Source organism: Vibrio sp. A37, assembly GCF_059777565.1.
Window position 1 is genome coordinate 17,214 of record NZ_JBLNLI010000017.1, and the last position, 13,300, is coordinate 30,513.

A 13,300-nucleotide genomic window follows, 5' to 3' on the forward strand; every position below is an offset into this window, starting at 1 on the left:
CATTGAAAATTTATATTTTTTCACCAAAGAACTTGAGCATTTCATTTTTAAAGTGTTCGTTATTTGAGTCTTTTACTTGTATCTTACTTATAGTTTCCAAAGCGGCTTTTTCTTCCAACACTTTTCTCAATAAGCTTCTAGTTCTAGATGTTCGTACTTCGCCATCAAATAGAATTAGGGATAAAAACTCTATAAAGGGACTCGAATCCGATTTGGTTGGAGACTTTTTGAAGGTCTGTATCCACCAATGCACACATATATAAACTGTTTTAAAATGAACTTCTTTATAAGCTGGAAGATAATAAAAGCTTTTAGAACTTATTAACTTCTGATTTATTGATTCAATCCGAACTTCGAGCTGTCGTTCAAAACCACCAGCTCGTAATAACTGATCCAAATATGCGTCCTGAGATTCATCTTTTAGTTCAAAACTAAATTGTGCCAACCTAGCTATATCCTCTAAGGGATGATAGGCACATGCGACCTCTCCAGACAAATCAAGTTCTTTTATAGATGCGGTTAATTCCTGAACTTCTATTAATTTATCTCTAAGTTGAGATAACTGAGCCTTAATCGAGTGGCTAATTGCTTTAAGGTTTGCTTGACCATTGGCCTTGAATTTAGTGGGAAGCCCTTGAAGTAGTTTCTGAATATTATTGGCTTCAACTTCATCAAGCTTCCGCATGCTAGACTCCAATGTCATCTTTACAAGAGCCAATCGTTCATCACTCAATCCGACTTCAAAATCTTTAGTCATTTAATAATTTCCAATAGATATTACGTTTACTGTATCGACTTCCAATAACTTCCTCTCCCAAGACTCTAATGCTCTGCGCTTTTCTGGCAAATATTCATACCTATCGTAGTGCTTACTAGATACATCATTAAGAGCATGGTTTTGAAGTCTATCTCGTAATTCTTTGCTGATACCCAATTCACCCATTAGGGTTTTACATGTTCTTCGAATATCACGCGCCACAAATGAACGAATCAGTGGCGTGACTTCGCGATAACGAGCTATGCCTTGGGACAGAGAATCTGTGCGCATTGGCTTATCATTAAAACGATGAGGAAAAATAAACGGGCTTTCTGGTGTTTGCTCTCTTTGCCGTTTTAGTATGAATAATGCTGACTCAGTAAGTGGTAATAGATGCGGTCGCTTGTTCTTCGACAATTCAGCCGTAATAAGTAGCGTTTTCTGTTCCCACTCTATCGCATCCCAACGACTAGAGATCAACTCATACGGGCGCTGGCCTCCGGTGTAAAAACATAATGCTATAAGGTTTCGAATTGAGTGTCCCATCTTAAAGCGGTCATAAACATTCTCTAGGTCATCAAGTAGCTGTTTAACTTCTGTATGACTTAGATAGTGATCTCCTACTCGCTCAGCATGTCTCTGTTTAGGTATGGCAGCTATTGGGTTTATGGTTAAACCAAACTTGGCTTCATCAATAAAGTTTGCAGGGTCATTATCGTGAAATAGCCCGTAGTTATATGCTGCCATTAAATACGAGCGAACTCGGTTTGATTGAGTCACCGCACCACGACGAATCATAGCAGCAAGCACCAGCATAAAATCATGTGTTGTCGCGTCTTTCGCCTTTGTGTATTTGTCGATACATGGATAAACTGCTTTCTCTAGCGCCACCAGCACTTCTCTGTAAGTACGCTTGCCGTCTTTCTTCATCTGCTCGGTGTAGGCTTTGAAAAGCTGTTCAATAGTTCCTTTTCTCGCTTCCTCGCGCTTGGCTTGTTCTATAGCTTGGCTGGTGATTTCTAAGTGTTCTTTAGGGTCGATACCTTGCTTTAGAAGTAGACCGTATTCTTTGGCTTGTTCACGCGCATCTGAAAGGCTTAAGGTCGGAAATTGACCTAATGGAATAAACTTTCGCTTTTGGTTTTGATAATAACGAAAGTAAAACGTCTTGCTCTTACTTGGGTTTACTTTAATACCTAGTGTGCCAACGCCACGAGTGCCGCTATCATCCCAAACATAATAAGCGGACTTTTTAGGCTTTAAGCCTGTGATCTCTTTTTGAGTCAGTGCCATTCTAACCATCTCTTATTAACTACACCTCGCGTGATTCTGGGTGTAGTTGTGGGTGTAGTTAGAGTGTACCTTAATGTCATTTGCTAAGAATAGATGAGAGCTAAATAAGAGTGTAACACACTGATACAAGTCATAAAATTAACTAATCTGTGATTTACTGAGAATAAATGAAAACAGTATTTTTAGGACTCATAATCGATTGGTCCGCAGTTCAAATCTGCGAGGGGCCACCATATACAATAAGGCCTGAGAGCATTTTCGCTTCTCAGGCCTTTTTCGTTAAAATGTATTTATAGCATATTTATAGCAGTTTAAATTGCCTTTGCGGCTTAACACGAGTTCTGAACAACGATGAATGATGAACAGTTTGAGCAATACATTGATGCTTGTTTTGATGAGCTACAACGAAAACAGCAAAACCTTATCGGCCAATTTGGTTTTGGTTCATTTGATAGCTTCAAATGTGAGTTCGAGAAAGAAGAACTCCACTTTGTCAAAAATGACGAAGTAGAAGTGATTGCCAAGATAGTACCAATAGGCAGCTTTAACTCTAAGAGCAGTACATGGATGTGGGCTTGGGCAAATGAGGCATTCCCAGAAAGCCTACGAACTAAGTCAGCCCAATTAAAACAACTTGCAGAAATTACTGGCTTCGATATTTTTCACAATGAAATGGCTGAAGTTGATCAAGACATGGCTTGGGAGATTTCTAGTATGGCTTTGAGCTTATTAAGTTATGAAGGTGTTTATCGAGCCCCAGCAAACAAAACGCAATACTTTTACGCTTTAACCAATGTCGAAAAAGTTCACGCCTAACTGCGTAATCGATTTCAACCTTCTAAGTACTATATATTCCTAGATTTAATATCTTCCAAGCACCCTTCGCAAACAGTAGTAATTTGAGCAAACTCTTCGGATCTATCAGTCCACCCACCCTCTCTAATAGCCACATCTTCACACTGTCCACACCAAGCATTTTGAAAATCACACTCCTCTATAGACTCTTAAGGCTGAAAAAAGCCTAGCCCCGAACCAGTGAGCAAGTGCCGACAAACAAATGCAGGTTTTTGAATACCATGAATAGAGCATTCCATTCGAGAATTATTATTTAAATCACCGCTCATATCGCCCTCACCGCAAACCAATGTACAATTACCTCAAACTTACAGAAGTATACTCTCGACCATATATGAATAGAAAGTTCAGAAGAGACTACGGCGTATATTGTTGTCCACATATCTTTAAACAGAAAGAACCAATCTTGCTCGTTGTTCGCGATCCTGAAGATGGTGACTACCAGTTTTTGTGTGGTTGTGACGTCTCAGAGCTAGAACGTCCTCACTTGGTTTGTGTCAGTTATTTCTTAGATAACGAACCAGCTCTCGAACAATTTGCGAATTTAGAGCCGGGAACAGGTGCTGAGAGAGAATCAGTACAGCATGATTGGGAGTTTTTCGAACTTGACTAACATAAGAGCTACAAGAGAAAAACAAAACAAACAATATCAACGCTGTGACCAGTTAATTCGCCGTAAATTCTCAGTATCCAATATGAGTGATTCAAAGTGGATAAAACTACTAAGAATTGCTAGCCAACTATACCCCGATATCAACACCATAGACTTCAAGTTGGTCAACAGCGAAGAAGTACGAAGGACTTTCGTGGAAGAGTTTGAAGAACACGTAGATGAACATTTTTTTCGAGAGCCTATTCTCTACAAAGAAATTGAATGGCTTGAATTTCCTGATAGTGAGAACTCGAAACTAGACGAGCTCCGCTTGAAACTCAAAGAAAAAGGACACTTTCCATTGTATGATACAGCGACGGGGTTACGTTTTATTGGTTACTCAGGCTAACTGCAACGAAAACTGCATCAAACACTCTATATAAGCGTAAGAAGATAAACACTATGAATCGAGGTACTTTTTTAACTTGTTTTGGCTACTTCTTTGACAGGCTGGCTTGTGCTCAGCTAGCTGATGCTGATTTGCTACATAAAGTACAAGACGAACTAGGTTTATATATTAAAAATTGCGAAGAGTCTTATGATGCTATAGACAAGTTTACACTCTCTGATATTTCTCGCGTTTATTCCTACTTCACCCACAATAAACCATACATTCAAGACAACGAATTGCTATCACCGATATTCAATAAAATCAGTGATCTTATAAACCTGCACTGCTCGTTTTTAAAAGAGAATAAAATCGCTCCTGAGTACATTTTAAACTGGTCTATTAATCAATCGGTTTAAATCAAAAAATACACTTATTCACAGAACTCCAAGTTAAAAGGTGGCGCGAGCTTTGATTCAAAGCGCCATTGCATAAAACGAGTCACAATCGCTTTACCCATTGCAGTGACCCCCTTCAGTACTTTTGTTAGTTCAGTTTCACAATAAAGCGTTGTTTTCACCTCGCCTGTGCTTTGGTCTACTGAGAGCTCGTAGTATGGGATGGCGTGTTCTTTTCTGCCACAGAACACGCCACCCATTTTCTCAATGAAATTTTTCCAATCACCTTTGTCTGCCGCCTTGAAGATATCTTTCAGCTTTTCCGGTAACTGCATAGCATTCTTGAGTCTACGTAGCTCACGCCATACAGTGACCGAGCAACCACCTAATTGTTGAAACTGACGAATACCCCAGCAGGCCGCCCATGCATCCACTCTGTATGCAGCATCTTTTGGGTCTTCACCATAAACGCCAGATTCTAAGTCACTGCCATCAATATTCTTAGAGACATACTTAGCGATATAACCTGTTGCACTGCCTTTGTTAGGGTCGATTTTAATAGAGACTACAATACAGAACGAGACTTATAAAAACCTAAACCTATTCGTTGATATTAAACACCTATATACCCGAAGGATCTTCTCGAGAATCTAACATAATAAAAATTCACTTTTAGAATGATTTAATAATAAATATAATAAAAACCAATAACTAGTATTATTAAAAAAAACATTTATAACAAAAAAAACCACTATTTATTACTAGAGTGAATTTAAGTGTTCAGATAAGCTTCCCAAGCTTTTATACATAAAATATAAATATAAATATAAATTTCAGAAGGTTATTGTATGCCGTATAAGAAAGTGATGTGGGGAAAAAAACTCATAGGTCGTAAAACCAAAAGTAATGATCCGAATGGATTTGAAAATTGCATTATAGTTGAATATACAGAATCAAGTAATACTGATCATCACCCACCACCCAAATTATTAAACCATCCAGTAGTTCCAAGGCAATATTGTTGTATAGATAAAACTAGTTTTGAGATTCTTAACAAAGCAAATGACGATACTGCATTTGTAGCCATCTTTCACCTACGTAAAAAGAAAATATACCTAAGCCCGCTAATGCCAAATAGTGATTATGGTAATGTTGCTATAAATGAAACTAATACGACCGAACTCAGTGGTAGCGCAGGACTTTTATCGGGCAAGTTGCCTGTATCTCTCCAACATACAAATAGAAAACAACAAACTGCATCACAAACCTCTGGACATTGGAAACTAGTAAAGTACCACGGTTTTCATATGCGTGACTGTATCGGATTTAGTGTAACAAAAGTGTTTGACAAAATGATGTACAAATTTTCTTGTACATCGAGAACACTAAATTCAGATAAGTTCAAAATAAAGCAATCTCAAGTGTCTAGTAACTATCCTGTAGCTCCGCAATTTGCGAACCGTTTAACTGGAAGTAATGGTCGACTGACGTATGAATGGATACATTACCTAATAGACTCTTTAGTGCTATGTATTGCATATGATAACTGTAATATGAATACGATTAAGTCTACTAAAGGAAACTACGAAAGCTGGTTCTAACTTCTGGTCAGTAAAGCTTTACCTATTATTTTTAATAGAAACACACTGAGGATAAAGTAGAGCCTATTTATAAAAGAAGTGTACCAATGAAGTAAGCTGACGACGTACCACTTTTAGTGGTATGTCGTTTGGTGTGACGATAACCTTCACTAGCAACACTTTACTTACATTTTTCAGAAAATTTAGTGATGGGCATCGAATCATTCTCAGACTTAACCTTTTCTAGACAATCGGTAAAGTCATTTACTCACTCTTGAATACCCTTTTTGCAACTATGGCTAAAAGTAAAAGTTGTAGGGATATTTTTCAAAATAGACAAAGGTAAAATTGTAGATATATAGTTCGGTGTGCTTTCTTTACAGATTTAGGTTCAAAGGATGTATCCTTCTCTCTTTCTTGTGAAAGGAGAGAAAGTCGCGTCAGGCCTTTTTCGATCTTATCCCGAAGTGATTTCGCTAATCACTTACAAGGCTACTTGCACCTCAACCTTTTGCTTCAATCGGTGTTGCACTTTGTGTATCGATTAACTTACCTTGCTCTGGATAGACTAATTTTCCCGTATCAAATCCTGCTTGCTTAGCAATTGTTAAAAGCTTATCCAACTCAGGTTTAGGTAAAGTCTTATGGCGAGACAGGATCCAGAAGTAAGATTTATCATAGCCACTCACCAAGGCGGTCGAATAATCTGAACTGAGATAAAATACGATGTAGCTGCTGTAAAAAGGCCCCCAAAACGAAACCTTGAGATAGGCTTGGTTTGGCGTTTCCACAAATTTCGCTTTCCCTATTGCCTCTTTCCACTCTAATGTACTGTTGTCCCAGCCGCGATTCACCACTTGCACAGTACCATCTGAATTCAAAGAGTAGTTGGCGGTCACATGACTTAATCCCCGTTCAAAACTGTTGTCTAGCCTCGCAACTTCGTACCATTTTCCAAGGTATTGAGTCACGTTGAATGGCTGCACAGGCTCCACCGAGTCGGGTTTACTGACACATCCAAATAACGATATAAGACCTGCACAGAATACAATGAACTTTTTCACTCCCTTCTCCTTTAAGATCAAACTGATACCACTTGATAGAATGCCAACGCATCCTGCCTCGCTTGTTTGTGTTCGACGATAGCAGGCCAATATTTCTCCTCTTGAGAAGTCTTTGCTAAATAAACATGGGGAAAATGAATGTGTTTGTTTGGTACGTCACTGAGTTCAGGTAAAAACTTACGGATAAATTCACCTTGCGAATCAAACTTTTCACTTTGTGTAATAGGGTTAAAAATTCTAAAGTATGGCTGCGCATCACAGCCTGTCCCAGCCGCCCACTGCCAGCCACCATTGTTCGCACTGAAATCGCCATCAATTAAATGTTGCATGAAGAAGCGTTCACCCCAGCGCCAGTCAATCAATAGGTGCTTAGTAAGAAAGCTGGCAACGACCATGCGCAGTCGATTGTGCATCCATCCCGTTTGCAACAACTGCCTCATCGCAGCATCAACTAAAGGGTAACCTGTTTTTCCTTCGCACCAAGCTTGGAAAAGAGCTGGGTTGTTTGGCCAGTCAAGTTGTTGATATTTTGCTTGAAAGCAGTCGCCTTTGATTAGGTTGGGATAGTGAAATAGTAGATGCTTGTAGAAGTCACGCCATACTAATTCGTTCAGCCAAGAAAAGTGCGAATGACTGTGGTCATACAGAACATCGGCTGAGTGCAGAATGAGTTCGTTTGCAAGGTAGCGAGAGCTGATAGCACCGATAGCAAGATACGGTGAAAGCCCTGATGTGCCTTTCAGTGAAGGGAAATCCCTTTGTTGCTCATAGCAGTGGAGTTTCTTTTGAAAGAATGTTGGTATAACTTGCTTGATAACCGTTTCGCTTAACGGCCAATGGCTAGAGTCGACTTTAGGATAGTCAAACATCGCATCAACACTGTCTTTTTCAGAGCATCTTAGCGTGAGAGGTTCTGGCAATTTTTCGACCCTCACTCCATGACGCTGAACATAGGCCAACCATGCTTTTCTAAAAGGCGTAAACACTTTAAACATTTCGCCTTGCTTATTCCTCACTTCCCCTAACGGCACTATGGTCTCACTACTAAAAGACACTAAGTTCACGCCATATCTTGAAGTTTGTTCATCTCTTACGTTTTCATCTAACTCAAGCTGTTTGTTTACATAAACTGTATCGATGTCATGAGATTTACAGTACTGGGAAAGTGTAGTGAGCTGATCGTCATAGTTGTTTGCTCTTAGGTGAGTGAAGCTAATACCATAACTTTCAAGCTGGCATTTAAGTTGCTCTAAGTGACGCTCAATAAAGCTCGCCTGTATGGGAGACACATCATGCCTTCTCCACTGTACCGGTGTCGAAATGAATACCGCATGACTGACCCCACGCTTAACTGCTTCACAAAGTGCGGGGTTATCTTGAATTCTGAGATCTTTTCTAAACCAGATTAAACCTTTCAATATCCGTACCTCAAACGCAGTGCCTTTGGATGGGGGTTCAAGTAAGTTTGCGCTGAAAGATATTTGTTCGGATAATCTCGCAAGTGATGATTGATCAATGCAAGAGGAACAAGTAGTGGTGTGAGTCCATCTCGAAACGAGAGAATTTCTTGCGCAAGTTCTTGTCGTTTTTCACTACTAAGCTGCTTCTTGAAATATCCTTGAAGGTGCTGCAAAGTGGTGGTGTGAGTTTTACGAGAAGCATGGTGTTTAAGCGCATTCATTAACCCGAGTATGTATTGGTCAGCTTGCTCTTCTAGATCTATGTCTGAACGACCTAATAGCTTTCCAAGTTCCTTGTAGCTTTCAATGTGATGACTCATGATCAAATACTTGTGGTTACTATGAAACGTTAACAAACTGTGCTTTGTGATACCTGCTGATTTTAAATCCAACCATTTCTGAAAAGTAAAGACTCGGGTAATAAAGTTTTCGCGAATAATAGGATCATTTAATCGACCATTCTCTTCAATTGGAAGAAGCGGATTAAGTTCCATGAGCTGTTTGGTGAAAAGCCCTACTCCATTTGACTCTGAGCCTTTGCCGTGATGGTGATACACTTTCACACGTTCCATGCCGCAACTGGGGCTTTTTGCGCAGACGATAAACCCCGCTAATTCATCACATTGATTGAGCGCATAATCCCGACCGAAGCTGGTTAGCGCTTCTGTTACGTCTCCACTTCCATCTGCTCTTGATACCTTAATAACATCGCCTTGAGATATCTGACGAATCGTAGCTCTAGGAACAGGTAAGCCAATACCCACTTCAGGGCAAACAGGCTTAAATTCTGCGAATTGAGATAACTCGTCGCTACAAAAATAGAGTTTCTTGTGACCTTTATCGAAGCGGACTTTTTGTCCGATAACACAAGCGCTAATTCCGATTTTAAGCTTCTTATCCATGTTAGTTTCCCTCAGTTCGCAAAGTTTGATTTGGTCTATGAGCTTTCCGTAAATCTCTGCTCAATATTTACTTAGCAAGAGTCAATACGGGTGAAGTATGAAACTGGATCAATTAAATTTTAACCAATATCGAAAAGTATTGTTTTAATAAGAGATAGAACAAGTACTTCTTTCGATTTTGCTACCTAGCTTTCTAGATCTCAAAGTCATTCTTGAACACCAGTGTATTTTTGATAGCCACTGCCTATCAAAACGATAATTTCAATCAAATATTCTTTCTGTATGATTTTTCTTATTCTGTACCTGTCCCCAAAAAAGATTAAGGAAACAACTATGAACAACAATATTATTGGTTTAGATAGAAACAAAAGTCTCGATTTGACTCATAAACTCAATAGCCTCCTTGCTGAGTACCAAATTCTCTATATGAACGTACGTGGCTTTCACTGGAATATTAAAGGTAGTGATTTTTACGAGCTCCATCAAAAGTTCGAGGACATTTACAACAACTTAATTAATAAAGTCGATGAAATTGCGGAAAGGATTCTCACATTGGAAGGCACTCCTGTGCATGGATACTCTCAATACCTAGAGCAATCATCTCTAAATGAAGTGCTCAATGTTACGGAAGGTAAAACGGCTTTAAAACATGTGCTTGAATCCTATAAAGTGCTACTTGTTCAGCAGCGAGATATTTTATCGTCAGCGGCAGATCTTGGTGATGAAGGAACTGTGTCCCTGATGAGTGATTACATTAGTGAGCAAGAGAAAGAAACTTGGATGATGACGGCTTACCTCCAATAGCAAAGAGCGACGGCTAACCATGTGGCATGCTAGGAAAAGTGAAAGAATGGCTGTGGTTATTAAAAAACACAGTCATTTGCCTAGCTCATCAAGCTAACCTTTTCCACATTAGGCACACAAGCCCTCACCGAAAGTAACTATTAAAGCCGCAGAAATATTTGTTTAAAACTAGAACAATTAATGCTGAGGTTGTTTATTTAATAATATCAGCCACTTTCATAAATTAGCTCATGTTTTCTATCCATAATTAATTCGAATCTATGCAACAGGCCATGACTTTAAAATTTATCTATGCCATTATCGCTAGTGCATACTATAAGATTGGAAATGGATTTTTATACCTTAACTAAATCGTCAGTTGTTGTGTTCAAGTAGGTAAGTATTCAGAGAATGCTTCCTATACCGCTGAAGCGGATACAATTGTTTTAAAGGTGTAATATGAAAATCACAGATCAATTTGCGTTAGAACTGGCTCTTGAGCAATTACTAGAGCTCACCTTATCACTTGACGTCGCGATGACAGGTTCACTGTCCATTTCTGGAAACCTAATCCACTTCGACAATAATGTAAAAGATGAAACCGTTAAGTTTAGCAATGTCCGTGCCTTGGTCGCACATCACGGCGATTTAGCTGGGTTAATTCAGAAAATTAAGCAAGAAAACGTTCAAAAAGAAATTATACGTGCTACTGAAAACGCAGATAAATCGTTTAAGTCCTACCCTGTTACATCCAAAACTGTACACTGACAGCGAGGTATAATGACGAGCTAATAACTGCTGCGTTGTTCTAGCTCGTCAAATGGAATTCTGATGTTCCCGTTTTAAAGCGTTATTATATTGACTTATAGGCTTCATTTCTTATTGATTAGCATCAGATTTTTTACCGGTAATTAAGTACTTATCTAGATCGGGAATACTTTTTCTTAGTTCTTGAAGCTGCTCTTTATCAGAAAAAATTCTATCTATTGTCCTTTTAAGAGGGCGATTATTATCAATATCCTTTTCAAAGCTACATAACATTTCTCTTAGCTTAAGCAAGGCATTAATCTCAGGAACTTTTTTAGCCACGTTTTCAGGTTTGAAGTCTTTTCTAGAGCTTAGATTAAAGTTTAGGTTTAACAATGGTGATTTTTCACGATTAATTGCGTTTGGGACTGAAATACCTAATGAAATATTCATATCCTTCATAGTCGCATCTATTCCATTGTTTAGCTTCCTTGACTCTCGGTGTTCAATAGATAACTTTGCATCATCAGACTTCCCAGAGGAAAAGTCACCTAGAACTAATACCTTATATGGCAACTCTTTTTTCTTAGTTTGGCCTTCGACTCTCGTGTCATATTGAATCATCAGCCTAGATTTGGGAAGGTTATTATTTTGTTTCATATTAATCCATTATTAGTGTGTTATTTATTTAGCTTATATATTTCCTAAATTAAGCATTAAAAAATAAAATAAATCGTATAGCATAGAGGAAATATATCACTCTTTATCGCCAAAAAACAGTTTAACAAAAACTACCCTTTCGAGTAATTATAATATCTACAATTAGCGTTTATCATAGATAACCATAAAATTAAGTAAGATAAATTTAATTTAAGCCATCAATACCAAAATCTTACATCTTAGTTTTTTTAGTAGATATAACAGTATCTTGATACCCATATAAAAAAGAGCATTATACTCCCATATATATTATGAATTATTCTGAGTAATGTATGAAAACACCACAGCTTATTTTGCCAAGCCAAGATTGCATTCCATCCATAATTAAAGCTTCTCGATTCTCTGGAGACATCACTCCTTTCTCTAGTGTTGGAGTCGGTCTAATTAACAGTGGACAGCAGTGTTTTCATCAAACAGAAAATATTCAAAATATAAATAGGATTGGAAGTTTAGGTAAAAGATATCTATTAAAGAGATGGATTGAAGATATAGAACTAAGAAGAAGAGAAGTGGTATATCCGCTACCATACTACAAAAAGGTATTATCTAGGTTCGGTGTACACCGAGCATTTACCTTGGTTCGACACGATCCAAATCGATCCTATTATTTTTATCTTTGTTGTAATACTGAGCAACCAATTTCTGATCCTAAGCAGTTGTATAGTGAAACAAAAGATAAACTTGAAGCTTTTCTGTTTGAGTTTTTGAAGCAGACAAGAACCAATATTGAAGCCTATTTACCAGACGTAGCGTATTGCCGTTTATTTGATGATGAAGTGACTCTTAGGCAATGGTTGACCGCAGATAAACATTACAATGAACCAACAAGTCTTAGTTCAAGGCAAAGAGAAGTACTGACTTTGGCAAGCCGAGGTTACCAAAACCAAGACATAGCAGAGCGGTTGTACATCACATTAGATACCGTTAAATACCACAAAAAAAGTATCTTACATAAGCTCAATGCAAAAACCATGGTTCAAGCGATTAGTGCCGCGATGAATCAAGGACAAATTTTCTAGCATTCTTAACTGAAACATCGCAGGAAACTCACCCACCACCCGTCCCCTTATCCCACAAATAACAAATTAACCCCATGTTCTATAGTTAATGGAATAACCGGAGTTGCTAACTCGTGCATTGAGCCTATTGAACATGGGGAACAGTAATGAGCAATCACTGGGAATACGTATTTAGTGCAATTTTGCTACTGGCTCTTGTCAGTATTTATGAGTTTATTACCAGTTACGTCCAATTTGAGTCTAAGAGACAGGAAGAATTTTTATCAGGTTTTGGCGTTGGCGTCGTTACAATTATTCTGCTCAACAATCCAGTGAATATCAGTGAGGGAATTTTTGTTGATTCACGTTGGGTTTGGCTTAGCTGTTGCGCGATCTTTCTCAATTGGAGAATCGTGGTCCTTGGTGGCGTTATTGCTGCAACTTATCGCTACGTCCAAGGGGGCGCAGGGGCTTTCCCTGGTGTTATGACCGTCGTTGTTGCCGTTTTTACTGGCTTTTTATGGCGCTGGATACTGATACTAAAACAGTGGAAGTTCAAATGGTACTTACACTATTTTTTTGCTTTCTCTTTAGAAGTGGCAATATTAATTGTCTTGTACACCTTTATGCCATTCAACAAAGGACCAATGGTTGTCTCGGCCGTATTAGGCCCTCTTCTCATCGTCTTCCCTGTGTTGAGCACCATTTTATCTCTTTTGATGCAGCACCATTACCACAAAGGCGTGGCAGGGTTTAAGTAAAG

At 38.6% G+C, this 13,300-nt stretch carries 16 protein-coding genes; 9 read left to right on the plus strand and 7 right to left on the minus strand.

Translation table 11 applies throughout. The annotated features are described in order from the left end of the window. Positions 1 to 10: 10 nt before the first annotated feature. Positions 11 to 757 (minus strand): hypothetical protein, encoded by a 747-nt coding sequence (locus tag ACM2FC_RS19795; RefSeq protein WP_498482755.1) that lies wholly within the window; start codon positions 755 to 757, stop codon positions 11 to 13. Then, a complete protein-coding gene (locus ACM2FC_RS19800) occupies positions 758 to 2,050 on the minus strand; it encodes a tyrosine-type recombinase/integrase (RefSeq protein ID WP_498482756.1) in 1,293 nt (430 codons plus the stop codon). It abuts the gene before it with no gap. Between the two features lie 351 nt (positions 2,051 to 2,401). On the opposite strand from ACM2FC_RS19800, the gene ACM2FC_RS19805 reads away from it, so the two are divergent. The 4 genes from ACM2FC_RS19805 to ACM2FC_RS19820 all read left to right on the plus strand — a co-directional run bounded on the left by ACM2FC_RS19805 (position 2,402) and on the right by ACM2FC_RS19820 (position 4,304). Beyond that, positions 2,402 to 2,866 (plus strand): DUF6882 domain-containing protein, encoded by a 465-nt coding sequence (locus tag ACM2FC_RS19805; RefSeq protein ID WP_498482757.1) that lies wholly within the window; start codon positions 2,402 to 2,404, stop codon positions 2,864 to 2,866. Between the two features lie 373 nt (positions 2,867 to 3,239). Further along, positions 3,240 to 3,518 carry a hypothetical protein gene (locus ACM2FC_RS19810; RefSeq protein WP_498482758.1) on the plus strand — a complete coding sequence of 93 codons (279 nt, stop codon included), beginning with the start codon at positions 3,240 to 3,242 and terminating at the stop codon, positions 3,516 to 3,518. Next, entirely contained in the window at positions 3,511 to 3,906 is a 396-nt protein-coding gene (locus ACM2FC_RS19815; protein WP_498482759.1) for a hypothetical protein, read from the plus strand. Before ACM2FC_RS19810 ends, ACM2FC_RS19815 begins: the two co-directional genes overlap by 8 nt. A gap of 53 nt (positions 3,907 to 3,959) precedes the next feature. Further along, on the plus strand, positions 3,960 to 4,304 hold the full coding sequence (locus ACM2FC_RS19820; protein WP_498482760.1) for a hypothetical protein: 345 nt from the start codon (positions 3,960 to 3,962) through the stop codon (positions 4,302 to 4,304). A gap of 14 nt (positions 4,305 to 4,318) precedes the next feature. Here the strand turns inward: ACM2FC_RS19820 and ACM2FC_RS19825 are convergent, their stop codons facing one another. Beyond that, on the minus strand, positions 4,319 to 4,717 hold the full coding sequence (locus tag ACM2FC_RS19825) for a hypothetical protein (RefSeq protein ID WP_498482762.1): 399 nt from the start codon (positions 4,715 to 4,717) through the stop codon (positions 4,319 to 4,321). Positions 4,718 to 5,131: 414 nt separating this feature from the next. On the opposite strand from ACM2FC_RS19825, the gene ACM2FC_RS19830 reads away from it, so the two are divergent. Then, positions 5,132 to 5,884, plus strand: coding sequence for a hypothetical protein (locus ACM2FC_RS19830; protein WP_498482763.1), 753 nt, complete (start codon positions 5,132 to 5,134; stop codon positions 5,882 to 5,884). A gap of 482 nt (positions 5,885 to 6,366) precedes the next feature. Here ACM2FC_RS19830 and ACM2FC_RS19835 read toward each other — a convergent pair whose 3' ends face one another. The 3 genes from ACM2FC_RS19835 to ACM2FC_RS19845 are packed head-to-tail and all read right to left on the minus strand — an operon-like array spanning position 6,367 to position 9,289. Further along, on the minus strand, positions 6,367 to 6,927 hold the full coding sequence (locus ACM2FC_RS19835) for a lipocalin family protein (RefSeq protein ID WP_498482764.1): 561 nt from the start codon (positions 6,925 to 6,927) through the stop codon (positions 6,367 to 6,369). A gap of 17 nt (positions 6,928 to 6,944) precedes the next feature. Continuing rightward, the gene (gene phrB / locus ACM2FC_RS19840) at positions 6,945 to 8,345 is read right to left on the minus strand and encodes a deoxyribodipyrimidine photo-lyase (RefSeq protein WP_498482765.1); all 1,401 of its coding nucleotides are present in this window, start codon (positions 8,343 to 8,345) and stop codon (positions 6,945 to 6,947) included. Next, positions 8,342 to 9,289, minus strand: a complete 948-nt coding sequence (locus ACM2FC_RS19845) for a YbgA family protein (RefSeq protein ID WP_498482766.1) — start codon at positions 9,287 to 9,289, stop codon at positions 8,342 to 8,344. The genes phrB and ACM2FC_RS19845 overlap by 4 nt, the downstream gene beginning before the upstream one ends. A gap of 333 nt (positions 9,290 to 9,622) precedes the next feature. Between ACM2FC_RS19845 and ACM2FC_RS19850 the strand changes: the two genes are divergently transcribed. Continuing rightward, a complete protein-coding gene (locus ACM2FC_RS19850; RefSeq protein WP_498482767.1) occupies positions 9,623 to 10,093 on the plus strand; it encodes a Dps family protein in 471 nt (156 codons plus the stop codon). Positions 10,094 to 10,531: 438 nt separating this feature from the next. Continuing rightward, complete coding sequence (locus tag ACM2FC_RS19855) at positions 10,532 to 10,840, plus strand: hypothetical protein (protein ID WP_498482768.1); 309 nt, start codon at positions 10,532 to 10,534, stop codon at positions 10,838 to 10,840. Between the two features lie 111 nt (positions 10,841 to 10,951). On the opposite strand, the gene tssB is transcribed toward ACM2FC_RS19855, so the two are convergent. Then, positions 10,952 to 11,479: a type VI secretion system contractile sheath small subunit gene (gene tssB, locus ACM2FC_RS19860; protein ID WP_498482769.1), complete on the minus strand. Its 528-nt coding sequence runs from the start codon at positions 11,477 to 11,479 to the stop codon at positions 10,952 to 10,954. 332 nt (positions 11,480 to 11,811) lie between these two features. Here tssB and ACM2FC_RS19865 point away from each other — a divergent pair, with 332 nt between their 5' ends. Together ACM2FC_RS19865 and ACM2FC_RS19870 are read left to right on the plus strand one after the other, a co-directional pair. After that, entirely contained in the window at positions 11,812 to 12,558 is a 747-nt protein-coding gene (locus tag ACM2FC_RS19865; RefSeq protein ID WP_498482770.1) for a response regulator transcription factor, read from the plus strand. A gap of 146 nt (positions 12,559 to 12,704) precedes the next feature. Then, positions 12,705 to 13,298 (plus strand): LytS/YhcK type 5TM receptor domain-containing protein, encoded by a 594-nt coding sequence (locus ACM2FC_RS19870; RefSeq protein WP_498482771.1) that lies wholly within the window; start codon positions 12,705 to 12,707, stop codon positions 13,296 to 13,298. The last annotated feature ends 2 nt before the right edge of the window (positions 13,299 to 13,300 follow it).